The sequence below is a fragment of the Flexivirga endophytica genome (assembly GCF_014640635.1).
GTDB classification, from domain to species: Bacteria; Actinomycetota; Actinomycetes; order Actinomycetales; family Dermatophilaceae; genus Flexivirga; species Flexivirga endophytica.
This window is the reverse complement of record NZ_BMHI01000003.1, coordinates 513835-540202: the sequence shown is the minus strand read 5'-3', so window position 1 is coordinate 540202 and position 26368 is coordinate 513835. Positions and strand designations below refer to the sequence as shown.

Annotated in this window: 24 protein-coding genes; 13 read left to right on the top strand and 11 right to left on the bottom strand. The window is 67.5% G+C overall.

Going from position 1 to position 26368, the window contains the following annotated elements; all coding sequences use genetic code 11:
- The 7 genes from IEX71_RS11165 to IEX71_RS11135 are packed head-to-tail and all read right to left on the bottom strand — an operon-like array spanning position 1 to position 8106.
- Positions 1-1101: an S-(hydroxymethyl)mycothiol dehydrogenase gene (locus IEX71_RS11165; protein WP_188837078.1), complete on the bottom strand. Its 1101-nt coding sequence runs from the start codon at positions 1099-1101 to the stop codon at positions 1-3.
- Positions 1102-1153: 52 nt separating this feature from the next.
- The gene (locus tag IEX71_RS11160) at positions 1154-2014 is read right to left on the bottom strand and encodes a PaaX family transcriptional regulator (RefSeq protein ID WP_188837077.1); all 861 of its coding nucleotides are present in this window, start codon (positions 2012-2014) and stop codon (positions 1154-1156) included.
- Positions 2015-2020: 6 nt separating this feature from the next.
- Positions 2021-4402 carry a bifunctional salicylyl-CoA 5-hydroxylase/oxidoreductase gene (locus tag IEX71_RS11155; protein ID WP_188837076.1) on the bottom strand — a complete coding sequence of 794 codons (2382 nt, stop codon included), beginning with the start codon at positions 4400-4402 and terminating at the stop codon, positions 2021-2023.
- Positions 4399-6042: an AMP-binding protein gene (locus IEX71_RS11150; RefSeq protein WP_188837075.1), complete on the bottom strand. Its 1644-nt coding sequence runs from the start codon at positions 6040-6042 to the stop codon at positions 4399-4401. Before IEX71_RS11150 ends, IEX71_RS11155 begins: the two co-directional genes overlap by 4 nt.
- Positions 6039-6959 carry an acyl-CoA thioesterase gene (locus IEX71_RS11145; RefSeq protein WP_188837074.1) on the bottom strand — a complete coding sequence of 307 codons (921 nt, stop codon included), beginning with the start codon at positions 6957-6959 and terminating at the stop codon, positions 6039-6041. Before IEX71_RS11145 ends, IEX71_RS11150 begins: the two co-directional genes overlap by 4 nt.
- Positions 6956-7444 carry a cupin domain-containing protein gene (locus IEX71_RS11140; protein ID WP_188837073.1) on the bottom strand — a complete coding sequence of 163 codons (489 nt, stop codon included), beginning with the start codon at positions 7442-7444 and terminating at the stop codon, positions 6956-6958. The genes IEX71_RS11145 and IEX71_RS11140 overlap by 4 nt, the downstream gene beginning before the upstream one ends.
- Positions 7445-7455: 11 nt before the next feature.
- A complete protein-coding gene (locus tag IEX71_RS11135; RefSeq protein WP_308420973.1) occupies positions 7456-8106 on the bottom strand; it encodes a fumarylacetoacetate hydrolase family protein in 651 nt (216 codons plus the stop codon).
- A gap of 112 nt (positions 8107-8218) precedes the next feature.
- On the opposite strand from IEX71_RS11135, the gene IEX71_RS11130 reads away from it, so the two are divergent.
- The 8 genes from IEX71_RS11130 to IEX71_RS11095 all read left to right on the top strand — a co-directional run bounded on the left by IEX71_RS11130 (position 8219) and on the right by IEX71_RS11095 (position 15586).
- A complete protein-coding gene (locus IEX71_RS11130) occupies positions 8219-8644 on the top strand; it encodes a RidA family protein (protein ID WP_188837071.1) in 426 nt (141 codons plus the stop codon).
- A gap of 103 nt (positions 8645-8747) precedes the next feature.
- Positions 8748-9350 (top strand): helix-turn-helix domain-containing protein, encoded by a 603-nt coding sequence (locus IEX71_RS11125; protein ID WP_229749646.1) that lies wholly within the window; start codon positions 8748-8750, stop codon positions 9348-9350.
- 24 nt (positions 9351-9374) lie between these two features.
- Positions 9375-10517: an aminotransferase class V-fold PLP-dependent enzyme gene (locus IEX71_RS11120; RefSeq protein WP_188837070.1), complete on the top strand. Its 1143-nt coding sequence runs from the start codon at positions 9375-9377 to the stop codon at positions 10515-10517.
- 10 nt (positions 10518-10527) lie between these two features.
- Positions 10528-12006 (top strand): amino acid permease, encoded by a 1479-nt coding sequence (locus IEX71_RS11115; protein WP_188837069.1) that lies wholly within the window; start codon positions 10528-10530, stop codon positions 12004-12006.
- Positions 12003-12437, top strand: a complete 435-nt coding sequence (locus tag IEX71_RS11110) for an OsmC family peroxiredoxin (protein ID WP_188837068.1) — start codon at positions 12003-12005, stop codon at positions 12435-12437. The genes IEX71_RS11115 and IEX71_RS11110 overlap by 4 nt, the downstream gene beginning before the upstream one ends.
- Positions 12437-13141, top strand: coding sequence for a cupin domain-containing protein (locus IEX71_RS11105; RefSeq protein WP_188837067.1), 705 nt, complete (start codon positions 12437-12439; stop codon positions 13139-13141). Before IEX71_RS11110 ends, IEX71_RS11105 begins: the two co-directional genes overlap by 1 nt.
- 29 nt (positions 13142-13170) lie before the next feature.
- Entirely contained in the window at positions 13171-13947 is a 777-nt protein-coding gene (locus IEX71_RS11100; RefSeq protein WP_188837066.1) for a cyclase family protein, read from the top strand.
- A gap of 7 nt (positions 13948-13954) precedes the next feature.
- Entirely contained in the window at positions 13955-15586 is a 1632-nt protein-coding gene (locus tag IEX71_RS11095) for a thiamine pyrophosphate-binding protein (protein WP_188837065.1), read from the top strand.
- 17 nt (positions 15587-15603) lie between these two features.
- Here IEX71_RS11095 and kynU read toward each other — a convergent pair whose 3' ends face one another.
- Positions 15604-16848 carry a kynureninase gene (kynU, locus tag IEX71_RS11090; RefSeq protein WP_188837064.1) on the bottom strand — a complete coding sequence of 415 codons (1245 nt, stop codon included), beginning with the start codon at positions 16846-16848 and terminating at the stop codon, positions 15604-15606.
- A gap of 1 nt (position 16849) precedes the next feature.
- Positions 16850-17701 (bottom strand): tryptophan 2,3-dioxygenase, encoded by an 852-nt coding sequence (locus IEX71_RS11085; RefSeq protein WP_188837063.1) that lies wholly within the window; start codon positions 17699-17701, stop codon positions 16850-16852.
- A 269-nt stretch (positions 17702-17970) separates the two neighbouring features.
- Here IEX71_RS11085 and IEX71_RS11080 point away from each other — a divergent pair, with 269 nt between their 5' ends.
- Positions 17971-18828 (top strand): GNAT family N-acetyltransferase, encoded by an 858-nt coding sequence (locus IEX71_RS11080; RefSeq protein WP_188837062.1) that lies wholly within the window; start codon positions 17971-17973, stop codon positions 18826-18828.
- On the opposite strand, the gene IEX71_RS11075 is transcribed toward IEX71_RS11080, so the two are convergent.
- Positions 18829-21000 (bottom strand): MMPL family transporter, encoded by a 2172-nt coding sequence (locus IEX71_RS11075; RefSeq protein WP_188837061.1) that lies wholly within the window; start codon positions 20998-21000, stop codon positions 18829-18831. It abuts the gene before it with no gap.
- A 139-nt stretch (positions 21001-21139) separates the two neighbouring features.
- On the opposite strand from IEX71_RS11075, the gene IEX71_RS11070 reads away from it, so the two are divergent.
- Together IEX71_RS11070 and IEX71_RS11065 are read left to right on the top strand one after the other, a co-directional pair.
- Positions 21140-22321 (top strand): sensor histidine kinase, encoded by a 1182-nt coding sequence (locus tag IEX71_RS11070; protein WP_188837060.1) that lies wholly within the window; start codon positions 21140-21142, stop codon positions 22319-22321.
- On the top strand, positions 22303-22992 hold the full coding sequence (locus IEX71_RS11065) for a response regulator (RefSeq protein WP_188837059.1): 690 nt from the start codon (positions 22303-22305) through the stop codon (positions 22990-22992). Before IEX71_RS11070 ends, IEX71_RS11065 begins: the two co-directional genes overlap by 19 nt.
- Positions 22993-23012: 20 nt before the next feature.
- Here the strand turns inward: IEX71_RS11065 and IEX71_RS11060 are convergent, their stop codons facing one another.
- On the bottom strand, positions 23013-24140 hold the full coding sequence (locus IEX71_RS11060; protein WP_188837058.1) for a P1 family peptidase: 1128 nt from the start codon (positions 24138-24140) through the stop codon (positions 23013-23015).
- A 41-nt stretch (positions 24141-24181) separates the two neighbouring features.
- On the opposite strand from IEX71_RS11060, the gene uppS reads away from it, so the two are divergent.
- The gene (gene uppS / locus IEX71_RS11055; protein WP_188837057.1) at positions 24182-24889 is read left to right on the top strand and encodes a polyprenyl diphosphate synthase; all 708 of its coding nucleotides are present in this window, start codon (positions 24182-24184) and stop codon (positions 24887-24889) included.
- Positions 24890-25007: 118 nt separating this feature from the next.
- Positions 25008-26354 carry a cytochrome P450 gene (locus tag IEX71_RS11050; RefSeq protein WP_188837056.1) on the top strand — a complete coding sequence of 449 codons (1347 nt, stop codon included), beginning with the start codon at positions 25008-25010 and terminating at the stop codon, positions 26352-26354.
- Positions 26355-26368: the final 14 nt, after the last annotated feature.

The window sequence follows — 26368 nt, the reverse complement described above, 5'->3', positions numbered from 1 at the left end:
TCAGAACACGACGACCGACCGCAGCACGTTGCCGTCGTGCATCTTGGCGAACGCCTGCTCCACCTCGTCGAGCCCGATCTCCTCGCTGACGAACGCGTCGAGGTCGAGTCGGCCGCGCTGGTAGAGGTCGATCAGCATCGGGAAGTCACGGCTGGGCAGGCAGTCGCCATACCAACTGGACTTCAGGGCGCCGCCGCGGCCGAAGACGTCGATGAGCGGCAGCTCGGGCAGCTTCATGTCGGGTGTCGGGACGCCGACGAGCACCACGGTGCCAGCCAGGTCGCGGGCGTAGAACGCCTGCTTCCAGGTCTCCGGGCGGCCGACGGCCTCGACGACGATGTCCGCACCTTCGGCGCCGGGGTAGACCTCTGCGCAGATCTGCTTGATCTGCTCGACCGGGTCGGCCTGCGAGGAGTCGACGGTGTGGGTCGCGCCGGCGTTCTTGGCGGCGTCCAGCTTGCGCGGGTCGATATCGACAGCGATGACCGGTGAGGCACCGGAGAGGACAGCGCCGGCGACAGCCGCGACGCCGACACCACCGCAGCCGATGACCGCGACGGAACGACCGCGGGTCGCGCCGCCGGTGTTGATCGCCGCACCGAGGCCGGCCATCACGCCACAGCCGAGCAGGCCGGCGGCGGCCGGGCGGGCCTTCGGGTCAACCTTGGTGCACTGGCCGGCGGCGACGAGGGTCTTCTCCGCGAATGCGCCGATGCCGAGCGCCGGGCTCAGCTCGGTGCCGTCCTCCAACGTCATCTTCTGCTTCGCATTGTGGGTGGCGAAGCAGTACTGCGGCTCGCCGCGCTTGCACGCACGGCACTCACCGCAGACCGCACGCCAGTTGAGGATGACGAAGTCGCCGGGCTCCACATCGGTGACGCCGTCACCGACCGCCTCGACGATGCCGGAGGCCTCGTGACCGAGCAGGAACGGGAACTCGTCGTTGATGCCGCCCTCCCGGTAGTGCAGGTCGGTGTGGCAGACCCCGCACGCCTGGATCTTGACCACGGCCTCACCCGGTCCGGGCTCGGGCACGTTGATGGTCTCGATGCTGACCGGCTCGCCCATCGCCTTGGCGACAACGGCTTTCACCTGCTGCATGTTTTCTCCTCCTCGTGGCTCCTGCGGGGAACGTTACCTCCCCTATGGTTGGTCAGCTGTTGGTGCTGGAGGAGTTCCAGAATTGCGCCGCATGTGCCAGCGCCCGATCCTCCAACAACTCCACCAGACGCTCGAACACGGCAACCGCCTCGGGAGCGCTCCAACCCTCGGCGAGCACCTCGTGGGGAAGCCCCGGATCGCGGAAGGGAAGCCGGCGCCAGGCATCGATGATGGAGAGGTATGTCGTGAACGCTTCCTCCGGCTCGATCGCCGTGGGTGACTCCAGCCGGGCGATCATCGGCCGATGGTGCTCGGTGAAATCCCGGTAGCTCTGGTCGATCCCGGCCAGGTCCCAACTGTCGTAGAGCAGCGCGGTCAGGTCCTGGGTACCCATGTAGTTGCCGACGAAAACCGCGGCGTACTTGTCCAGCCCGAGATCCGCGATCGCCTCCTCCGCGGCACTGCGCATGCGCGCCGGGGCGAGCCACATGGCGGTGCCCACGTTGCCGAAACCGAGATGACTCAGATGGGTGCGCAGCTTGTAGCGCCTGCTCCGATCCGACTCCGGCACACTGAAATTGACGATGCACCACCCGTCAGCGAGGTCGGCCGGCCGGCGGGCATGCCAGATCACCTCGTCGCCCTGCGCCAGGACCGAGACCGCGTGCTCGGTGAGCGTGTAACCCCGTGCGCCGTTGCGGGCCTCGGCCTCCAACCAGCCGCGCTGCTTGAGCCGGAACACCGCCGTCCGCACGCTGGGGGCGTCGACGCCGAGTTGACCCATCAGATCGATGGTGCCGGCGATCGGCAGCCAACCACCCTGTTGGCGCACCACCGACCCGAGGAACGTCACGATCAGGGTGCGGGTCCGGCGGGTGCGTTGTGTCGCATTGGAGCCGTCAGCAGCAGTCATCGTCGATCAGTATCCACCCGGATGCCCACCCCGTCCCGGCGTCCAGCGCACGTGCACGTCCTCGGACTCGCCGTCGCGCAGCAGCTGCAACCGTGGCGGGATCTTGTCGGTGCGCGAGGTCGGCGGGCGACGCTTGCCGGCGGCGAACTGGTCGGGCCACGGAGCGCCGGCGCCGGCATACTCCTGTTCCGCGGCGGCGTGCAGCGTCCACTGCGGGTCGTAGAGGTGTGGACGGGCGAGCGCGCACAGGTCGGCACGACCGGCGAGCAGGATCGAGTTGACGTCGTCGTAGCTCGAGATGGCCCCGACCGCAATGACTTTGGTGTCGGTGCCGCCGGCCACCTGGTGACGGATCTTGTCCGCGAACGGCGTCTGGTAGGACCGGCCGAACGCCGGCTTCTCGTCCTTGCTGATCTGGCCGGACGACACGTCGATCGCGGCGGCCCCGTGCTCCACGAAGGCCCGCGCGATCTCGACCGCGTCGTCGTCGGTGTTGCCGTCGGGCAGCCAGTCGGTGGCGGAGATGCGGACCGTGACCGGGATCCGATCGGGTACGGCGGCGCGGACCGCGTCGAAGACCTCCAGCGGGTAGTGCAACCGGCCCGCCATCGATCCGCCGAGTTTGTCGGTGCGCTGGTTGGACACCGGCGACAGGAAGGAGCTGAGCAGGTAGCCGTGCGCGGCGTGCACCTCGATCAGGTCGAAGCCCGCATCGATCGCCCGCTTCGCAGAGGACACGAAATCGTCTCGTATCCGGTCGAGTTCGGCCCGGGTGGCCTCGCGTGGCAGGTGGCATCCGGCGCCATACGGCAACGGTGAGGGGGCGACGACCTCCCAGTTGTCCTGCTCCAGCGGCTCGTCGATGCCTTCCCACATCAGCTTGGTCGAGCCCTTGCGGCCCGAGTGACCGATCTGCGCGCCGATCTTCGCGGCCGACCTCGCGTGCACGAAGTCGGTGACTCGCTGCCAGGCGTTCCGCTGCTCGTCGGTCCACAGGCCGGTGCAGCCCGGCGTGATCCGGCCCTCGGGGGAGGTGCAGATCATCTCCGTCATCACCAGCCCGGCACCACCGAGCGCCTTGGAGCCGAGGTGCACCAGGTGGAAGTCGTTCGGCAGGCCGTCGGTGGCGGAGTACATGTCCATCGACGAGACGATGACGCGGTTGCGCAGCCGGAGGTCGCCGATCGCCACCGGCTGGAACATCGCCGGTGTGACCTCGGAACTGCCCTGGTGGCGGGCGAATTCGGTCTCCATCCGGTCGGCGAACTCGTGGTCGCGTTCCTTGAGGTTGTCGAACGTGATGCGGCGTGAGCGCGTCAGCAGGTTGAAGACGAACTGGGCCGGCTCCTGATCGGCATACATGCCGATGTTCTCGAACCACTCCAGCGACGCCTGCGCGGCGCGCTGGGTCGACTCCACGACCGGCTTGCGCTCCTCCTGGTATGCCGCCAGCGCCTCCTCGATGCCGGGGTGTTCGTGCAGGCATGCGGTGAGCGCAAGGGCGTCCTCCATGGCCAGCTTGGTGCCGGACCCGATCGAGAAGTGTGCAGTGTGAGCGGCGTCCCCGAGCAGTACGACATTGCCGGTATGCCACGAATCATTGCGAACCGTAGTGAAATTCAGCCATTTCGAGTTGTTGGTCAGGATCCGATGTCCCTGCAGCTCGTCCGCGAAGATCTCACCGACCCGGGCGACCGCGTAGTCGTCGGAGACGCCGGCTGGCAACTCATCGTGCTCGGTGCGGTCGAGGCCCGCGCGGCGCCATACGTCCTCGTGCATCTCGACGATGAAAGTCGACCCGGCGTCGGAGTAGGGGTAGCCATGGATCTGGATGGTGCCCCACTCGGTCTGCTTGACGAAGAACTGGAACGCCTCGAAGACGAGGTCGGTGCCGAACCAGATGTATTTGTTGTGGCGGCGATCCAGGTTGGGTTTGAAGACGTCGGCGTACTTGGTGCGCACCGCGGAGTTGACTCCGTCCGCGGCCACCACCAGGTCGTGGTCACGGCGCAGCTCGTCGACGTCCGGTGCGACGGTCCGGTAGTGCACGGTCACGTCCAGCTCGGCCACGCGCCGCTGCAGGATCTGCAACAGCTCCTTACGGGACATCGCCGCGAATCCTTGCCCCCCGACGGTGAACTCGTGACCGTCAAAGCTCACATCGATGTCCGTCCAGCGGGCGAAGCGTTCCTCCATGGTGGCGTGCACCACCGGGTCCGCCCCCTCGATGCTGCCGAGGGTCTCGTCTGAGAAGACCACCCCGAAGCCGAAGGTGTCGTCCGGGGCGTTGCGCTCCCAGACGGTGACCTCGTGGCCGGGGTCCAGGCTCTTCATCAACGTTGCGAGGTAGAGGCCACCCGGGCCCCCACCGACGATCGCGATCTTCATCGGGTTGCTTCCTGGTTGACGACGTCGCGCAGCCGGAAGTGCTGCAGCTTGCCACTGGCGTTGCGCGGCAGCGCGTCGACGAAACGCACCTCGCGCGGATACTTGTAGGGAGCGATGTGCCCCTTGACGAAGTCCTGGATCTCCTTCACCTTCACCGTATTCCGCGGCACGCCGTCGCGCAGCACCACGAACGCGCACACGATCGAGCCGCGCTCGGTGTCGGGCTTGGCGACGACCGCGGACTCGACCACGTCCGGGTGCTCCTCAAGGGCAGCCTCGACCTCGGGGCCGCCGATGTTGTAGCCGGAGGACACGATCATGTTGTCCGTCCTCGCCTGGTACCAGAAGTAGCCGTCCTCGTCGCGACTGAAGGTGTCGCCGGTGAGGTTCCAGCCGTTCATGACGTAGCCGCGCTGCCGGTCGTCGGCGAGGTAGCGACAACCCACCGGACCGATCACCCCGAGCCGGCCGGCAACGCCCGGAGCGGCCTCGTTGCCATCCGCGTCCAGGATGATCGCGCGATAGCCGGGCACCGGTTTGCCGGTCGACCCCTCCCGGATGTCGTCGCCCGCGGCGGTGATGAAGATGTGCAGCATCTCGGTCGCGCCGATGCCGTCGATGATCTTCAACCCGAGCTGTTCGTGCACTTCGTGCCAGGTCTCGAGCTGGATGTGCTCGCCGGCGCTGACCGCGGTCCGCAGGGTGCGCAGTTTGGCCGCGTTGCCGGACTTCAGGATCTGTTTGTATGCCGTGGGAGCTGTCGCGAGCGACGTGATCGCATGTGCCTCAACCATTTCCGCGAGCTCAGCAGGCGTCGCGCTCTCGGTCAGGAACGCGCATGCTCCGGCCCGTAGGGGAAACACGACGAGCATGCCGAGGCCGAAGGTGAACGCGAACGGCGCGGTGCACGCGACCAGGTCGTCCGGCTCCAGGCACAACGTCGTCCGGCCGAAGGTGTTGTCGATCGACATGATGTCCCGGTGGAAGTGCATGGTGATCTTCGGGACACCGGTGCTGCCGGAGGTGGGTCCGAGGAGTGCGACGTCGTCCGCCGCCGTGTCGACCGCGGTGAAATCGGTGGGCTTGTCGGCGATGAGGCGCGCGAGGTCGTCGGTGCCGCCCCCGCCATAGGTGGCGATCTTGAGGTCCGGGGCGACGGTGGCGCGCAACTCGTGGATGGCGTCGGCGAACCGGTGGTCGACCAATGCGATGGCGGGAGAAGTCTTTTCGACGATCGGCGCGATCTCCCTCGCCCGCAGGGCAGCCATCGTGGTCACCACGACGCCACCGGCCTTCAGCACTGCGAGCCAGGCGGCCATCGTCCAGGGGTTGTTGGGGGAGCGGAGCAGCACCCGGTTGCCGGTGACCAGTCCGAGCTCGTCGGTCAGGTAACCGGCGAGCTGGTTGGTGCGCTGCCGCAGCTCGCCATACGTCCAGACCTCGCCGTCCGGTGTCTTGATCGCGGGCCGGTCGGCGCCGAACTTCTCCGTTGGTATGTCGAGGAGTTCGACCGCTGCGTTGAGCCGCGCGGGGTAGCGCAGGAGATCGGTGGTGAACTCCAGTGTCGGCCATTGCTCCCGCGGGGGAAGGTGGTCCCGGGCGAAGCTGTCCCGATAGCCCGAAGGCGAGAGGTCTGTCATCGTGCTGCTCCAGTGCTGGTGCGGATCATGCCCTCTTGGACGACAGTCGCCAGGTGGGTCCCCTCGGGGGTGAAGAAGCGCCCGAGGTTGAGGCCCCGGCCATCGCCGGCCGAGACCGCTTCTTGGGCGTAGAGCAGCCAGCCGTCGACCGGCGTGCTGCGGTGGATCCACATCGAGTGGTCGAGGCTGGCAGTGACCAGGCCGTCGTCGGCCCAAGCGAGCCCGAGCGCGCGAAGCGTCGGCTCCAGGATGGTGTAGTCACACACGTAGCTGAGTGCCGCGGCGTCCCGCTGGCGGTCGTCGAGCCCCGGCACGTCACGCAGGGCGTCGAACGGCCGGACCCAAACCGCTTGGTGCGCAACGTGATCGCCCTCCACCGTCAGGTAGACCGGGCCGGGCACGTGGCGCATGTCGAAGCTGCGACCGTGCGACCAGTAGTCCTGTGAGGTCTCGGTCATGGTGCCGCCGGACTTCCCGGTCAGATAGTCGGCGGAACTCGGCAGCGACTCCGGATCCGCAATATTCGCAGGCATCTTCGACTGCACGTCGCCACCGGGGCCACCCGCCGCGAAGTTGGCCAGGCAGACGAAGATCGGCTTGCCACCCTGGTAACCGCGGACCTGTCGGGTGCTGTAACCGCGGCCGTCGCGCAGGATCTCCACCTCGTAGCGAACCTCGGCACCGATCTCGGCCGGTCGCATGAAGTAGGAGTGTGTCGAGTGCAGGTGCTTGCCGTCGACCGTGCGCATCGCCGCGACCACTGCCTGGGCCACCAGGTCCCCGCCATACGCCTTGGGCCACGGGCACGGCTGAGTGACAGCGGTGAACGCGCGGTCGAAGTGCTCGGCGTCGACCTCGGTGAGCGTGACCGCGTCGGTGAACATCGCGGAGGACGCGCTCGAAACCTGTTGAATCATGGTCGGTTCATCCAGTCGCGCAGCTCGCTGTCCGGGACCTGCGGCAGGTTGACGACGATGTTGTCCGGCGTGCGGGTCGTCATCCAGGTCAGCGGGTTGTTGCGGTCCAGGTTGCACTCGACGTGCGGCATGTGCGGCGGCACGAACACCCAGTCGCCCTCGGACATGTCGATGTAGTCCTCGAACTTCTGGCCGAAATAGATCCGCGCCCGTCCGGACAGCACGTAACCGCCCGTCTCGGCATCGCCGTGGTGATGTGGCACCGACCGATAACCAGCGAGGTTGTGCACCTTGCCGAACCAGATTCGCGTCGCAGGTGTGTGTTGCGGGCTGACACCGGAAACCCGTGTCGCGCCTTCGGATTGGCCTGCCGCACCGGCATCGGGCTCGAGTCCGCCGCGGGTCACGAACGGCACCACCAGCCCGGCCTCGTTCTGATACATAGACATGTCGAGTCGCTCGTAGTTGTCGGCATTGGGATCCATGCCAGGTCCTTTCAGTCGTGGAATCGAATGACGTTGCGCAGGCAGCCGATGCCCGGGATCTCGGTCTCGACGACGTCGCCGTCGTCGAGGAAGGTCGGCGGATCCATCCCCTGGCCGACCCCGCCCGGGGTGCCGGTGAGGATCAGGTCACCGGGGCGCAGCACGGTGAACGTAGACGCGTAGGCGATCAGCGCCGCACAGTCGAAGACGAGCAGACGTGTGTTGCCGCGCTGTCGCTCGACTCCGTTGACGCGGCAGGTGACCTCGACGCCGGCAACCGGATCGAGTTCGTCCGGAGTCACCAGCACCGGACCCACCGGAGTGGTGGCGTCCCAAGCCTTGCCCTGGAACCACTGCAGGGTGCGCTGCTGCCAGTCGCGCACCGAGATGTCGTTGGCCACCGTGTAGCCGGCGATCGCGTCCCGGGCCTGCTCTGCTGTTGCCGAGCGCAGTTCTTTTCCGACCACGACCGCCAGCTCGGCCTCCCAATCGATGCGGCGGCCGCGCGGGAGGACGATGTCGTCATACGGGCCGATGAGTGTGTCGGGGTACTTCGCGAAAAGCGTTGGATAACTGGGTAGTTCGCGGCCCATCTCCTGAATGTGGTCGCTGAAGTTGAGGCCGCAGCAGATCACCTTCTGCGGGGTGGGAATCGGCAGCATCCTGGTGCCGTCCTCTCTTGACATCGTCCGTATTTCATTTTTCCCATGATCGTTGCAGTGATGTCAATAGCCGATTAGCCTGAAGAGGCAGACCAATCACGAAGGAGACCCGATGTCGATCGATCTGACCCCCGTGCCGGTGAACCCGGCGGAGTTGCCGACGCCGCACGGCTACTCCCACGGCACGCTGAGCGGGAACACGCTGCATCTCGGCGGGCAGACCGCGCTGGACGCAGACATGCAGATCGTCCCGGGCGGGATCGTGGAGCAGTTCCGCCAGGCCTTCGGCAACGTGCTCGCCACCCTGCGCGAGGCAGGCGGCATGCCCGAGGACCTGGTGAGCATCACCATCTACCTGACCGACATCCCCGACTACCAGGCGCACGGCCGGGAGATCGGGAAGGTATGGCGCGAGCTCGCCGGCTCCGTCTATCCCGCCATGGCCGGAATCGGCACCACCGGCTTGTGGCAGCCGGAGGCGCTGATCGAGATCGTCGGCGTCGCGGTCATCCCGGACGAACGCCTCGTCCGCCGGTAACGATATTCCGAGTTTCCAACGATCGTTGACACTACGTCATAGAGCGCTCTACGCTGGCGGCCATCAGTTCCACTGAACGCATGTTCACGCGAGGTGTTCGCTTGTGACAGATCAACACTCCGATGGGGATCCCGTCCGGCCCAGTTCGGACGGTGGCGGGGTTCCGCCCGGCATCGGCGACCGGATCCGAGCCATCCGCCTGTCGCGCGACCTGTCGATCCGCGATCTCGCCGCACGCGCCGGTGTCTCCACGGGACTCATCAGCCAGGTCGAGCGAGGGATCAACGACCCGAGCCTGCAGACGGCACGGGCGATCGCGAAGGCCCTGCAGACGCCACTCTTCGACTTCTTCCAGGATCCCGACCGGTCGGAGGTCGCCGTCGTGCGCGCCGACCGCCGCATGTCGCTGAAGTCGCCCCACGGCGACATCACCTATCAGCGCATCTCACCGGGATCGGGGAGCCTCGAGATGCTTGAGGGGCGGCTCGAGCCCCACAGCGCCTCCTCCGAGGATGCGTGGAGCCACCCGTCAGAGGAGTGCGTCGTCGTCACAGCCGGATCGCTCACTGTCGAGGTCGACGGCGCGGTCCAGCGCTTGGCGATCGGCGACTCCTGCTACTTCAACTCGCGGTACCCGCACCGATACGTCAACGGGACCGACGAACCTGTCCGGTTCGTGCTCGCCATCACCCCGCCCAGCTACTGACCGACACGTCCCAGAAGGAGTCCGATGACTGACCAGCCCACCCCCGCCGAGTTCCGCGCGAGGTTCCCCGGACTGCACGACACGGTGCACCTCGCCAGCTGCAGCCAGGGAGCGCTGTCCGACCGGGTTGCCGCGGCCATGCTGGATTTCCAGCACAGCATCCTGCAACACGGCGCCCCCTGGGACCTCTGGATGGCGAAGGTCGCGCAGGCGCGCGCAGCGTTCGCCCGCCTGATCGGTGCCGACGTGGACGAGATCGCCGTCGTCTCGTCGGCATCGGAGGCGGCCTACCAGGTTGCGTCAACCCAGGACTGGTCTCGATGCCCGCGCATCGTGACGACAGACATGGAGTTCCCCTCCGTTGCGCACGTCTGGCTCGCGCAGCGCAGCCGTGGCGGCGAGGTCGAATATGTCGCCGACCATGACGGCGTCGTCGACGCCGATGACTACATCGCCGAGATCGACGAGCGCAGTGGGCTGGTGTCCGTCCCGTTGATCTCGTATCGCAACGGGCTGCGGCTGCCGGTCAGAGAGGTGGCCGCCCATGCGCACGCCCAGGGGGCGAAGGTATTCGTGGACGCCTATCAGGGGCTCGGCGTCGAGCCGGTCAATGTCGACGAGCTCGGCTGCGACTACCTCGCCTGCGGCTCCCTCAAGTATCTGCTGGGGATTCCGGGCATCGCGTTCCTGTATGTGCGGGCGGGCACCCGTGACGACGTCGCTCCGTCCATGACGGGCTGGTTCGGCCGTGCGAACCCGTTCGCGTTCGACCCTCGGACGATCGACTACCCCGACCACGCCCGGCGATTCGAGACGGGCACGCCATCGATCCCCTCGGCATACGGTGCGGTCGCCGGCCTGGAGATGCTCGAACTGGTCGACCCGCACGTCATCCGCGACCACCTGGGGCAGCTGACTCGAAGTCTCCATGGCCGGCTGGCCGAGGCAGGGGAGACGCTGTGGTCACCCGCCGACGACTCGATGCGCGGTCCCCAGGTCGCACTGCGGTGCACCGACCCGGACGATCTGAACGCATACCTCAAGGAGCGGCGGATCTTCGCGAGCCCCAGAGGGGACGTCATCCGTATGTCGTTCCACTACTACAACGACGAATCCGATGTCACCGCAGTCGTGCGTGCGATCGCCGCCTACCGGGCCGTGGCATGAGGAGCTTCAGATGACCACCTCGACCGCATCCACCGATGGGCTGCAGCGTCGCCTGACATCGCGCCAACTGACCATGATCGGCATTGGCGGCGCCATCGGCACGGGACTGTTCCTCGGGTCGAGTCTGGCCATCTCCCAGGCAGGCCCAGCGGTCGTGCTCGCCTACATTCTCTGCGGACTCGTCGCCCTGGTCATCGCCTGGGCGCTCGCCGAGATGGTGGTCGTGCACCCGACCGCGGGTGCTTTCGGGACCATCGCCCACCACTATCTCGGCGCGGGCACCGGGTTCGTGCTGCGGTGGACCTACTGGGCGATGCAGGTCATCGCCATCGGCGGGGAGGTCATCGCGGCCGGGGTCTACGTGCAGTACTGGTGGCCGCAGATCACGTTGTGGATCCCCGTCACCGTCTTCGCGGCCTTCGTGTTGGTCGTCAACGCCGCGGCGGTGAGCTTCTTCGGCGAGTTCGAGTACTGGTTCGCCATGATCAAGGTCACCGCCATCCTGATCTTCGTGCTGCTCGGAGTCGTCATGATCGTCTTCGGGCTCCCGGACCATCCGGCTACCGGCACCCATCTACTGACCTCCGAAGGCGGTTTCATGCCGCACGGCCTGCGTGGGCTGATGCTCGCGATGGTTTTCGTGCTCTTCAGTTACATCGGCACCGAGGTCGTGTCGGTCACCGCAGCCGAGTCCGAGGACCCGGTGCGCGACATACCTCGGGCCGCCCGCGCGATGATCCTGCGACTCGCGCTCTTCTACGTCGCGGCGATCCTGATCGTCGTGATCATCGTGCCGTGGACCGTCACGGCACAGGGTGGCGCGATCGAGGCCAGCCCCTTCGTGAAGGTCTTCTCCTCGGCAGGCATCCCCGCTGCGGCCACCGTCATGAACTTCGTCGTGCTGACCGCGGCCCTGTCCAGTGCCAACACCAATCTCTACCTGACCACCCGCATGCTGCACTCGTTGTCGGCCCACCGGTTGGCGCCGAGCTGGGTCGGACGGCTCAGCGGCTCAGGCGTACCACGCAACGCGCTGGTGCTCTCCGGTCTCGGCCTGGTGCTCGCGGCGATCTTTTCCAAGAACTCGGATTCGAATGCCTACCTGATGCTCTTCGGCGTGTCCGTCTTCGCCGCCCTCGTGGTCTGGATCCTCATCCTCGCCACCCACACCGCATTCCGTTTCAAGCGTCGCCAGCAGGGCTTGCCGGACTCACCGGTCCGGCTTTGGAGCGCGCCCGTCACCTCCGGGATCGTTGCGGTGTTCCTGGCGTCGGTGCTGGTCTCCACAGCCTGGGTCGAAGGACTGGACCCGGCATGGAAGTTCGGCCTGCCCTTCTTCGTCATCCTCATCGTGATCTACATCGTCATGAAGCGCACCGGACACTGCGACCACCTGATGGCGAGCACGCTGGCCGACTACAAGCCGGATGGCGCTGAGACCGATTCACCACCCGTGGCCCTCAAGGCCTTCGAACTGGAGGAAGAATGACCACCATCAAGCGCACTTCGTCGGCCACCTGGAACGGTGGGATCGAGTCGGGCTCCGGGCGCATCAACGTCGGGCGCTCGGAGGTCGTCCTTCCGTTCAGCCTCAAGACCCGGATCGGCGCCGACCCGTCGACCAATCCCGAGGAACTGCTCGGCTCGGCACTTGCCGGCTGCTACTCGATGTCCCTGGCTGGCGAGCTTGACTCAGTCGGCACGCCTGCGGACCTGATCACCTCCACTGCGACGGTATATCTGGTGGGTGGCGACGGCGGATTCTCAATTCCCACAGTAGATCTCGCGGTCACGGCCCAGGTCGCTGGCATCACGGAGTCGGATTTCCAGGGCGTCGCACAGAAGGCTCACGAGGGATGCCCCGTCTCGCGACTGTTCAACGCCGACGTCCGACTCACGGCGAATCTGGAGCTCCGGTGATGAGCGCCCCGCTTCACTTCCGCGAGGCTCGGTCGGTGGCGGCAGCCGGCCGAGAGGAGTACGTCCCGCACTCTGACCTGGACGGCTCGGGCCTCGAATTGAGAGTGGTTGTGCTTGAGACCGGGTCCGCCGGGGCCTCCCGTGACGTCGCCGACGGTCGCGACGAGGTGCTCTACGTGCTGGCCGGTGCCGCCGAGTTGCAGATCGACGATGCGACATACGCACTCGGCCAGGACGGTGCCGCGCGAGTCCCGGGCGGCACGGCCTACGTCCTGCGCAGCCGGGGTGCAGATCGCTGCGAGATTGTTGTGGTCTCCGGGCGGGCCGGTGCGGAGACTGCAACGCCGGGCCCGGTGTGCCTCGACCTGGCGGACCAGTCGAGACACCCAGCGGTCAGTGAACGCGAGTTCCAACTTCTGTTCCACCCCGACACCGGATGCACCGGTATGACGCAGTTCGTGGGATATGTCCCGACCGTGCGCACACCGCGGCACTTCCACCCCTACTCGGAGATGCTGTGCATCGTGCGTGGGCACGGACTCGTCGAGATCGATGGTCAGGAGACCGAGGTCGGTCCTGGCTCCTGTTACTACTTGCCTGCGGGCACACCGCATCTCGTGCAGAATTCGGGAGACGAGATCCTCATCGAGCTCGGCGTCTTCACCCCTGCGGGAAGTCCCACGCAGAACACCCCGGTCGCGTGACCAACCCGCCCCTCGAAAGGCAGCAGATCATGTCAGTCCTCGCCGGGTTCGCCTCAGCACTCGCCAACGGATCCGTTCAGGTCGTCGACCTCACCAACAGGCTCTCCGCTGACACGCCGACGCTCCGCCTGCCGGAACCGTTCGCCAACCTCATCGACTTCAGCCTGGAGGAGGTGAGCGCCTACAACGAGCCGGGCCCTTTCTGGAAGCACCACAACATCCACACCGGCGAGCACATCGGCACTCACCTCGATGCACCGGTGCACTGGATCAGCGGCAAGGACGGCCACGACGTCTCGACGATCCCGCCCGCTCGGCTGGTCGGGCCGGCGGTCGTGATCGACGTCTGTGATGAGGTCGCCGAGGACCCCGACTTCCTGCTGGACGTCTCGCACATCGAAGCCTGGGAGGACGAGCACGGCACGCTTCCGGACAACGGATGGCTGCTGCTGCGCACCGGGTGGGACAGGTTCGCCGACGACAAGGAGGCCTGCCTCAACGCTGACGAGACCGGCTCGCACACCCCGGGTGTGACCGCGGAGGCAGCGGAGTGGCTCGCCACCCAGCGTCCGATCTCCGGCTTCGGCGTCGAGACCGTCGGCATCGATGCCGGACGCGGCGCCGAGTTGGACCCGCCGTTCGCTGCGCACTACCACTTGCTCGGCAACGACAAATACGGCCTGACCTCGCTGCAGAACCTCGCGCTGCTGCCGCCGACCGGGGCGGTGATCGTGGTCGCTCCGCTGCCGATCGTGGGCGGCACCGGCAGCCCAGCGCGGGTCTTCGCGCTCATCGAGAAGGTATGACGAATTCATGAAGACGGCGGAGCTGATCGGACGGACCCTGGTCGAGTCCGGGGTGGACCACGTCTTCGGCGTGGTCGGGTCGGGCAACTTCGACGTCACCGATGCGATGGCCAAAGCCGGTGCGAGGTATGTCGCGGCACGGCACGAGGGTGGTGCCGCCACGATGGCCGACGCCTACGCCCGGATGACCGGCGGCGTCGCGGCGCTGACGGTGCACCAGGGGTGCGGCCTCACCAACGCGATGACCGGCATCACCGAAGCGGCCAAGAGCCGCACCCCGATGGTCGTGCTGGCTGCGGAGGCGACTCAGCCGCTGTCGAACTTCTATGTCGACCAAACCGCACTGGCCGAGTCGGTCGACGCCGTGGCGATGCGCGTGGATGACTCGGCGACAGCACGGCATACGACTCGGCTTGCAGTGCAGACCGCGCTCGCGGACCGGCGGGTCGTGCTGCTCAACCTGCCACTGGAGGTGCAGGAAGCGAATGCACCCGATCAAGTAGAGCCCGCCACATCCGTTGTGACAGCTCAGGATTCACAGGCTACGGCTGAGACCGACGTGCGACGACTCGCGGACGTTGTGCGGACAGCAGAGCGACCGATCTTCGTCGCGGGACGAGGCAGTCGCGGTCCCGGCTGCGGAGAAGCGCTCGAGGCGCTCGCCGACCAGTGCGGTGCCCTGCTCGCGACCTCGGCCGTGGCCAAGGGTCTCTTCAACGGCAACCCGTGGTCGCTGGACGTCTCCGGCGGATTCGCGTCGCCGCTGACGGCCGACCTGATCAAGGGGGCCGACCTCATCGTGGGCTGGGGCTGCGCCCTCAACATGTGGACGATGCGACACGGCCGGCTGATCGCCGACGAAGCCACGGTCGTGCAGGTCGACCTCGATGCCGATGCGCTCGGTGCTCACCGCGACATCGCGTTCGGTGTGGTCGGTGATGTCCGGCGCACCGCCGAAGCTGTGTCGGACGAGCTGTGCGGCGACACGTTCCCCGGCTACCGCACGGATCAGCTCGGCGACGACATCGCGGCACACAATGCCTGGCGCGACGTGCCGTATGACGATGCCGGGACGGGTGAGCGCATTGATCCGCGCACGCTGTGCCTCGCACTCGACGAGCTGCTGCCCATCGAGCGGGTCCTGGGCGTCGATTCCGGCAATTTCATGGGCTATCCGAGCATGTTCCTGCGGGTGCCGGACGAGTTCGGCTTCTGCTTCACCCAGGCGTTCCAGTCGATCGGACTGGGGCTGGCCACCACCATCGGGGCAGCTCTCGCTCGCCCGGACCGACTCCCGATCGCCGCGCTCGGCGACGGCGGAGCGCTGATGTCGGCCGCGGAGCTCGAGACGGTGGCGCGGCTCGGCATACCGATGGTGGTGCTGATCTTCAACGATCAGGCGTATGGCGCAGAGGTGCACCACTTCCACGGACGATCGCTCGACAGCGTGACCTTCCCGGACACCGACTTCGCAGCGATCGGAAGGGGATACGGGTATGACGCGATCACGGTGCGCAATCGTGACGACCTCGCGCCGGTGGCCGACTGGTTGGCCGAGCGCTCCCGGCCACTGCTGATCGACGCCAAGGTGGTCGCGGACGAGCCATCGTGGTGGCTGGCGGAGGCCTTCGGTCACTGAGACCGGCGCGCCGGGCGTCAGTCGGTCAGGATCTCGTGCAGGTGCGCCAGCGCGGTCGCTACCTCGACGAAACTCGTTGACAGTGGTGACATTCCGGCCCTCAGGCCGCGCGGCCGTCGGAAGTCGGGTATGACGCCCCGCTGCCACAGCTGAGCGATGGCGTCCTGCATCGCGTCGTGCTCGAGCGTCACGTGCCCGCCGCGGACCGCAGGGTCGCGCGGGGAAGCGACGGTCACTCCCAGTGGGGCGAAGACCTCGTCCGCGACGTCGACGACGAACTCGGTCAACCGGATCGACTTCTCCCGGATCGTCTCGACACCCGCCTGCTCGACCAGGTCGAGCATGTCCTGCATCGGCAGCATTCCCAGGATCGGCGGGGTGCCGCTGATGAAGCGCCGCATCCCGTCCGCCGGTGTGTATGACGGCCCCATCGTGAATGGCTCCGCGTGGCCCATCCAGCCATTGATCGGCTGAACGAGCTTGTCCTGCAAGGACTTTGCGACATACCCGAAGGCTGGCGCGCCTGGGCCGCCGTTGAGGTATTTGTAGGTGCAGCCGACGGCCAGGTCGACGCCGGCAGCGTCGAGGTCGATCGGCGTGAGGCCGACCGAGTGGCACAGGTCCCACAGCACCAGCGCTCCGGCATCGTGCACCACTTCGGTGATCGCCGGCAGATCCGCGATGAATGCCGACTTGTAGGCGATGTGACTCAGCAGCACCAATGCCGTGTCGTCCGAGACCGTTTCGCGAACCTCGTCGACCGTCACGCCGGTCGCGGGGTCCGGCTCGATCCAGTCGATCGTCAGGTCGAGCTCGGCGGCAACGCCCTGCACGATGTAGCGATCGGTCGGGAAGTTCTCGGTGTCGGCGACGATCCGGGTCCGGCCGGGGCGTGCACCGACGGCCGCGCGCACCAGCTTGTAGAGCAACACGGTCGTGGAGTCGGCGACGGTCGTCTGGCCCTCGGCCGCGCCGAGCGCGATCCGGCCGATGCGATCGCCCAGTTGCAGCGGCTGGTCCATCCAGGTCTCGTCCCAGGCGCGGATCAGCCGCTCGCCCCAGTCGTCCTCGACGAACCGGCCGAGCCGGTCGCGGGTGACCGACAGGGGCCGGCCGAGGGAGTTGCCGTCGAGGTAGGCCACCACGCCGTCGGGGAGCACGAACTGCTCCCGGTATGCCGCCAGTGGATCGGCCGCATCCAGCGACTTCGCCTCTGCGACAACGTGATCGGGCAAGTGGATGAGGACGTCGTGGGGTGTCATGTCAGCCGATCTCCGTGCGCACCGAGTAGAGCTCGGGGAAGAAGGTCAGGTCCAGTGCGCGTTTGAGGAAGTCGACGCCGGAGCTGCCGCCGGTGCCCTTCTTGTAACCGATGGTGCGTTGGACCGTGCGCAGGTGCCGGAACCGCCAGAACTGGAAGGCGTCCTCGAGGTCGACCAGGTCCTCGCACATCGCGTATTCGGCCCAATGCGCGTCCGGGTCGGCATAGATGCGCTCGAAGACCGGGATCAGCTCGGGTTGCTCAACCCACGCCTGCGTCAGGTCGCGGTCCAGGATCTGTTGCGGGACCTGGTGGCCGTGCGCGACGAGGAAACGGAGGAAGGCGTCATACACGGTAGGTGACTCGAGCAGCTGTCGCAGTGACTCCTGATGCTCCGGCTTGGCCGCGAAGACCGGCAGCATGCCGGCGTTCTTGTTGCCGAGGATGAACTCGACCGACCGGTACTGGTGCGACTGGAAGCCCGAGGCCGAGCCGAGAAAGCTTCGGAACTCTGCGTATTCGCTCGGCGTCAAGGTGGCCAGCACCGACCACTGCTCGGCCAGGGTGCGGAAGATGTGCTTGACCCGGGCCAGCGCCTTGCGCGCCCTGCTGACCTCGTCGTGCTGCAGGTAGGTGCGGACCGAGGTCAGCTCGTGCAGGACGAGCTTGAACCACAGCTCGGTCGTCTGGTGCTGGATGATGAAGAGCAGCTCGTCGGGGTGTACCGGCTCGCTGACCGGATGCTGTGCGTCCAGCAGCTTGTCCAGGTCGAGGTAGCCGCCGTAGTCCATCCGGGACCGGAAGTCCGTGCGGACGCCGTCCTCGATCGCTCGTTGCCCGTCTTCGATCGACACTGTCCTCAGAGCCCTTCCCTCGATGATCTGCCCAGTCTCGCAGTGTCGGCTCCGGCGTGTGGCGCGGGTCGCTCATCTCGAACGAAGACGCACGCCGTCCCCCCTGCGGACGGCGTACGCCTCGTTCAGTCGCCCCCTCCGGCGCTTTGCAACGGGACCAGCTTGCTGGTCCCGGGAAGGGGTGGCAACGATTCGACGGGGGCCGAATTCACGGCGGTCAGGCGGGAACTCGGTGGCCGTCGGCCCGTCCGCCTGGGAGGATCAGCGGTATGGCGCAGAGCGGGCAGTGGCAGGTGCGGACCGTGACGGACCCACAGGATGCGATCGGCTGCGCCAAGCCGCTGGTGGCGGCGGATCCCGTTGCGTACTCGGTGTTTTCGACAGTCGCCGGCTCGCTCCTCAGTGAACCCAGCAGATTCGCCGATCCGCGCTGGTATGTCGTCGAGGACGCGGACGGCGCGGTCGTGCTCGTCGCGATGCACACGCCACCGCACCCACTGCACCTCCCGACGGACGTCCCAGGCGCGATGCCGTCCTTGGCGCAGCACGTCGTGGCCGCCGGCGATCTCCTGCCCGGAGTCAACGGGCCGAAGAACGCGGCACAGGACTTCGCGGACGCCTACCTGCCACTGACCGGCCGGCGAATCATCGGCCGGGAGGGGATCGGCGTCTACGACCTGCCGGTGCCTGCGGCGTTGCCGTGGCCGGTCGGCGGCGAGCACGTCACCGCGGACGACTCACACACCCCGCTCGTGGCCTCCTGGGTCAATGCGTTCCTGACCGAGACCGGCGACCACGCGTCGGACGCGCAAGCCACCGCCCGCCGGCAGATCCGCGCCGGCAACGTCAGCCTGTGGGTCGTCGACGGCCGGCCGGTCGCGATGTGCTGGGCGAGTGCGCCATACGGCGGGGTGGTGCGGGTCTCCGGCGTCTACACGCCCCGCGCCGAGCGTGGCCACGGATATGCCAGTGCCGTCGTGGCCGCGGCCAGCCGGCGCGAGCAGGAGCGGGGGCACAGCTGCATGCTCTACACGCAGCTGGCCAACCCGACCTCCAACAAGATCTACCGAGCGATCGGCTACCGGCACCGCGGCGACGACCTGCGCCTGACGTTCGGTCCACGCTGATCAGGACGGCACCGCCACCTCCTCGTCGTCGACGGCACGCAGCGGCCGCTCCAGTGACTGACCCTCGATGTCGACACGTGGAAGCAGCCGATCCAACCAGCGCGGTAGCCACCACGCCCGCTCCCCGACCAGGGCCATGACGGCCGGGATGAGCGTCATCCGCACCACGAACGCATCCACGAGGATCCCGAAGGCGAGCGTGAACCCGACCGACTTGATGATTGCGTCGTGCTCCAGGATGAACCCGGCGAACACCGCGCCCATGATCAACGCAGCCGCGGTGACGACCCGTGCGCCGTAACGGAATCCGTCGACGACCGCCTTGGTGGGCGGCGCGCCGTGCACGTGCTCCTCACGCATTCGGGACACGAGGAAGACCTGATAGTCCATCGCCAGGCCGAAGAGGATCGCGATGATGATGATCGGCAGCAGCGAGATGATCGGTGCCGGCTGCGACACCCCGAAAAGGTCTGCGGCGAAACCGTTCTGGAAGATCGCCACGACACCCCCGAAGGCTGCGCCGATCGTCAGCAGGAATCCACCGATCGCGGTGAGCGGCACGATGATCGACCGGAACGCGACCATCAGCAGGAGCATCGCCAGACCGACGACCACCGCCAGGAACGGGATGAGCGCCCCGCCGAGCTTGTCCGCGATGTCGATGTTGACCGCGGTCTGACCGGTGACGAGCACCTCGGCGCCGAGTTCCTTTTCCAGCGTAGGCGCCCGCTCGCGGACGGCCTCGACCAGTTGCTTGGTCTGCTCGCTCGAAGGTCCGCTGTCCGGGATCACCGAGACGATGGCGGTGTCGCCGGACGGACTGAGTGCCGGTTCGCCGACATTCGCCACGTCGTCCATGCCCCGCAGTTGCGTCGCCACCCGCTGGGCGGCAGGCCCGATCGGCTGACCGTCGTTGCTGACCACGACCGTGAGCGGACCATTGAAACCGGGGCCGAAGCCGTCGGCCAGCAGATCGTACGCCTGCCGGTTCGTGCTGCCGGTCGCAGCAGTCGAGTCGTCGGGCATCCCGAGACGCAGACCGAGGGCTGGGACAGCGCAGCCGAGCAACGCCACGACGGCGATCAGCAATGCAGCGACCCGGTGACGGGTGACCAGGCCGACCCACCGCGCGCCGTGCGTCGGTCGTTCCGGCTCGCCGACCTCCGGATGCTTGCCCTTGGCCAGTCGGGCACCGGCGAAGCCCATCAGCGCAGGCACGAGGGTGATGGCGACCAGCACCGCCACCGCCACCGTGAACGCAGCGGCGAGACCCATAGCGGTGATGAACGGTATGCCGACCACACTGAGCGCACCGATGGCGATGATCACCGTCGCACCGGCAAAAACCACTGCGCTTCCTGCGGTTCCGATGGCGTGAGCCGCCGAGTCCTCGGGCGTCATACCCGTGGCCAGTTGGCTGCGGTGCCTCGACAGGATGAAGACGGCGTAGTCGATCCCGACAGCGAGTCCGAGCATCAGGGCGATCGTCGGGACGCTGGAGCTCAGGTCGAGGAACGCGGTGGACAGGAAGATCCCGCCCAGCCCGGTGCCGACGCTGAGGACTGCGGTCAGCAACGGCAGGCCCGCGGCGACCAGTGAACCGAACGTCAGGAAGAGGATGAGCGCCGCGAAGGGTATGCCAATCACCTCGCCGAGCGAGGACTCCGACGGCTCGACCACTGCGTCGCCACCGAACTCGACCTGCACGCCCGCCGGACCGGCTCGCGACGCGACCTCCTGCACGGCCTTGCGTGAGGAGTCCTCCAGCTGATCCGACGTCGCGCGGAAAGTCACCTGGGACAAGGCGATTCGGCCGTCTTTGGAGACAAGCCCGCCGTCATACGGATTGCTGGCGTCCTGGATGCCGGGAAGCTTGTCGACCTGCGTGATGACCTTCTGCACGGTGGCCTTCTGGGACGGCGACAACGACTGACCCTCAGGGGCCGCGAAGACGATCCGGCCCGAGGCGCCGTTGGCCTGGGGAAGACGTTGCTCGAGCAGATTGATCGCCCGCTGCGACTCGGTGCCGGGGATCGAGAACGTGTCGTTGGTCGATCCGCCGAGGGTGACGGCGCCGATCCCGACGACACCGAGAACCGCTATCCAGACGGCGAGCACGACGCGGCGCCTGCGGAATGCGAGGCGGCCGAGCCGGGCCAGTAGACGTGCCATGGGTGTGCCCCTCGTGGGAAGTGATGAATGCCCCTTCAGCGTCCGGCGCGGGGACAGCACGCCACCAGCGCCGCAGGGAGGGACCGATGCAGTCCTTTAGGAGCAGGTGCGGATGGCGTCCGCTGCTTACGCTGGTCGCATGTCCGCCCGGCGCTTCACGACGCTTGTCCCGATCACCGGGTTCGATGTGTTCCGCGCACTGGTCGTCACCACGCTCTGTCTCGTGGCGACGCTGGTCGGCAATGAACGGCTGGCGACCAGCCCACGGGATCCGGATCCGGCGTGGCTGTTGCTCACCGCCGGAGCGTGTATGTCGGTGCTCCTGCTGCGTCCTGCCCCAAGGGTGGCCACGGTGTGGGCGCTGGTGGGGTCGACAGCCGGGCTCGTCGGCGGCTACCCGATGACCGGGCCTGCCCTGCTCGCGCTGGCGCTGGTGGGCATCACGGCCAGCCGGGCCGATGTGCGGCTCACCGGCACCATCGGCGTGCTGTCCGGACTCGCCCTGGCTGCTACCGCGGTGTCGCGAGCCGACCGCGACTGGCCACTGGCGGCGATCGGGGGATTCGCGGTGGGCATGTTCCCCGCCCTCGTGGGAGAGAAGTTCCGCGCCGAACGCGCCCGAGCCCGGCAAGCACGGGAACTCGCGCACCGGGTCGAGCAGTTACGAGATCAGGACGTGCAGCGTGCGGTCGCGGAGGAGCGATTGCGCATTGCCCGGGACGTGCACGACATCACCGGTCACCACCTCAGCGGGATCTCGCTGCTCGCCGCCGGCGCGAGCAGGGAGACCAACGATCCCGAAGCGAGACAGATGCTCCTACAGATCCACGACCTGACCCGGGAGGCACTCGGGCAGACCAAGCGGACGCTCGGCGTGCTGCGAGAACAATCCGACGAGGCGGAGGTTGCTCCGCTGCCGCGCCTCGCCGATCTCGAAGGCCTCCTGCAGCCGTTGCGGTCGAGCGGAGTGGCGGCGGAGCTGACGGTCGGCGGCGTCTCGCGACAGCTGCCCGAAGAGGTCGAGTTGTGCGCCTATCGGGTCGTCCAGGAGTCCCTCACCAATGTCGCTCGGCACGCGCGCGCCCGTGCGGTGCAGGTCGTCGTCGACTACCGCCCGCACGAGCTCGCCCTCGAGGTGACGGACGACGGTCGGGGCGCCCCCTCGACTTCGGTTGCGCGGACCGGGACCGGCATCGAAGGGATGCGCGAGCGTCTCCGTTTGGTCGAAGGTGTGCTCGCCGCCGGCCCTGCTGCGGCCGGCGGCTGGGTCGTGCGCGCGGTGCTGCCGCTGGAGGACATCTCATGTCCACCCGTGTGCTGATCGCCGACGATCAGGCGATCTCCCGGCAGGGCCTGCGGATGATCCTGGAGAGCGAGCCGGACATCGAGGTCATCGGCGAGGCCGTCGACGGGCACGATGCGGTCAGCCTGGCGCGACGGCGAGAACCTGACGTCGTCCTCATGGACATCCGGATGCCCAAGATCGACGGGCTGGAGGCGACACGGCGACTGCGCGACGACACCGCCGAAGTCATCGTGATCACCACCTTCGACCTCGACGAGTATGTCGTCGAGGCATTGCGTGCCGGCGCGGTCGGCTTCCTGGTCAAGGACTCCCCACCGGGACGGATCATCGAAGCCGTCCGGGCTGTCGCCCGCGGTGATGCACTGATCGCCCCCGAGGTCACCCGCAGGCTGCTGGAGCGCTTCGTCGCGGGCGCCCCTGCCCGTGCAGGCGATCCGCGCCTCGCCACGCTCACGCCGCGCGAGTTGGAGGTCTTGCACGAGATGGCCGGAGGGCACAGCAACGCGGTCATCGCGCGCCGGCTCTTCCTCGAAGCCACGACGGTCAAGGGTCACGTCGGCCGCATCCTGGCCAAGCTCGGACTGGACAGCAGGGTGCAGGCAGTGATCTTCGCCTACGAGTGCGGCCTGGTCGCGCCAGGTGACGCCACCACCCGGCCACCCGGGTCGAGTGCCGGAGGAACCTAGCGGGGGGTGTGTCGAGACCGTCAGCGGTCGAGAGCCCCTGCAGCTGAACACTTCTCGAGCACGAAGTCCAGCGGCACGGCGTGCTTGGTGTGCCCGTGGAAGCCCTCGGTCGTCGTGGCCAGGAAGAGCGAGTCCAGGACGGCTTCGGCGACCGCCTCCTGGACGGCGAAGAAGATCGGATTGAGGTGCTGGTCCGGTATGCCGCGGCGCTGCCCGGTGTCGAAGGCGATCCCGTAGTCGCCGCTGCCCTGTGCGAAGTCGGAGCCGGCGCGCGCCAGACCGAAGACCGCCCGGGTGGCGACCCTGGTCAATTGCCGGGCGTCCAGGCCGGCATCGACCGCGACGATCAGCATGCACGAATTCCCCTGCGGCTCGTCATCATTGGCTGGTCGAGTGCCGGGGGAGCGCAGCGGAGGAGGTGTATCGAGACCAGGTGTATCGAGACCAGGTGCATCGAGACCGAGCGCCTCCTGCGGCGTGATCGGCACACCACGCACGGTGAGCGTTCCGGAGAAGTTGGTCTGCGCCAGCACGCCGACGGTGCAGGTGCCGTGGTCGCCGAGGTCGACGACGCGTGACGAACTGCCGATGCCGCCCTTGAAACCGAGTGCGGCTGTCCCGGTGCCCGCGCCGACGCAGCCCTGCTCGACCGGGTCCGATGTGGCCGAGCGAAGTGCGGTCAGCACGTGTTCCTCGGTGATCGGCCGGCTGCGTATGTCGGACAGGTGACCGTCGTTGGTCTCGCCGACCACCGGGTTGAGCGACTCGACGGCTTCGTTGCGGGGCTTGTCGAGCACGTAGGTGACGAGCGCGTCCGCGGCACGGAACGCGGACAGCGTGCCGGTCAGCACGATGGGCGTCTCGATCTCGCCCAACTCGGCCAATTGCGTTGCGCCGACGAGTTTTCCGTATCCGTTGCCGACGAAGAGCCCTGCCGGCACACGGCCACCGGCGACGTCCACGGCATCCGGCACGACGGCGGTCACCCCGGTGTGCAGCCGGGTGCCCTCATGGATGGTCACGTGTCCGACGCGGACGCCCGTGACGTCGGTGATCGAGTTGGTGGGGCCTGGTGTGCCGGCGCCCGGCGCCAGTCCGAGTGCGCGAGCCCGTTTCGCCGAAGTGTCAGGTTGTTCGTCCCGTGGCATGACTGCAACCGTAGACGGGTCGGCGCTGCGAGAATCAGGGCATGAGGAGTTCAGCGTCGACCGTCGTCGAGATGCCCAGGCACGTCGGACTGATCATGGACGGAAACCGCCGGTGGGCACGCGCGGCAGGCCTGGCCCGGGTGAGCGAGGGGCATCGAGCCGGCGCGGATCATCTGGAGGACGTGCTCGAGTGGTTGAGCGCGCGCGGCATACGACACGTGAGCGTCTATGTGCTCTCGGCGGACAACATCCGCAAACGGGACGCCGACGAGATCGGCTATCTCTTCCAGCTCATCGAGTCCGTCCTGCCGGTCAAGGTCCGCCAGTGGAGCGACTGGCAGCTGCACGTCGCCGGCGACGTCACGTTGCTGCCGGAGTCGTGCGCGACAGTCCTGCGTGATGCGGTCGAGGCGACACGTGGCCGTCCGGCGCACCTGACACTCGCGATCGGCTACGACCCGCAGTCGGAGGTGTGTGACGCCGTGCGCCGGATGCTCGCCGATGGCCAGCAGGCCGAGGGCGATGCGCTGGTCGCCGCCATCTCCGAACGCCTTCCCGGCGGACCGATCAAGGACATCGACCTGGTGATCCGCACCAGTGGCGAACACCGCATCTCCGGGTTCTTCCCGTGGCAGAGCCAGCACGCCGAGATCGTCTTCAGCGACAAGATGTGGCCGGCCTTCGGAGAGCGCGAATTGGACAGCGCACTGGGCGAATACGCGCGGCGACGGTCCGCCGCGCACACCTGAGCCCACTCCGGATCTCATGTCTGAGCCGTAGCCCGATCTGTGCCGATGGGTGGCGCTGACGCGCATTCGCGCCTACTGTGAAATGAATCACTACACCTGTCGTAAACGCGGAGGCGCGATGAAAACAGCAGACGCACTCAAGCGCGGCGTGCGCTGGGGTCTCGGTCACGGACTGCCCGGCAACCTGATGCGCGTGGCTGCGCGCAAGGGCGACTTCCAGGGGCGGATGACAACCGAGGCCGAGCGCGTCAGCACGCAGGAGTTGCTGCCGCTCATCGAAGAGATCCGGGCCGAGGGAACCATGGCGAAGTGGCGGCTCGGACACATCACAGTCGATCACGAGGCTGTGCGAGAGACGTTGAGCAGCAACGATGTTCACGCGGGGTTCGTCTTCGAGGACGGCACCGTGCTCGGACGGCTGGGTCGATGGGCCAAGCGCGAGGGTCTCAACCCCGTCGAGGCGCCGTCGCTGCTCGCGGTCGAGCCGCCGGACCACACCAGATATCGCAAGCTGGTGACCCGTGTCTTCACTGCGCGCGCCGTCGAGAAGCTGCGGGTGCGCACCGAGGAGATCGCCGCGAGCCTGCTCGACGAGATCCCGGCGGGTCGTCCCGTCGACCTGGTCGAGTCCTACTGCGCGAAGCTGCCGGTCGAGGTGATCTCGGAGATCCTCGGCGTGCCCGAGAAGGACCGCGCGCTGGTCCTCAAGCTGGGCACCCTGGCTGCACCCAGTCTCGACATGGGTCTCAGCTGGCACGACTTCCGTGAAGTCGAGGACTCCCTGGACGAGTTCGACGCCTGGCTCGGCGAGCACCTCGCCGAACTCCGGCGGCACCCCGGTGACGATCTGTTCAGCCAGTTGGTGCGAGCCAGCGACGACGGCGCGCACCTGACCGAGCGGGAGCTGAAGGCGACGGCCGGCCTGGTGCTCGCGGCCGGCTTCGAGACCACGGTCAACTTGCTGGGCAACGGGATCCGGCTGCTCGACGAGCACCCTGATCAGTTGCAGTTGTTGCGTGACGAGCCCGACCGTTGGGCGAATGCCGTGGAGGAGGTGCTGCGCTTCGACCCGCCGGTGCTGCTCACCGGACGGCAGGTCAGCCGCGACACCGAGATCGTGGGGCAGCGCCTGAAGGAGGCCGAGTTGGTCATCACGGTGCTCGCGGGCGCGAACCGCGACCCCGAGGTCTTCGACGACCCCAACCGGTTCGACGTACGCCGACCGAACGCTCGTGATCATGTGTCGTTCTCGGCCGGGCGGCACTACTGCCTAGGCTCGTCACTGGCCCGGATGGAGGGCGAGGTCGCGCTGCGCGCGTTCTACGACCGCTTCGGCACGGTGCGGTTGCTGCCGGGCGCGGAGCGACGCGGCACGCGCATCCTGCGCGGCTGGGAGAACCTCCCGGCCGAGCTGTCGCTGAGCGATCGCGCCGAGGCACCGGAGGTCGTGCGCACCGCGTCCTGACAGCGGTCGTACGG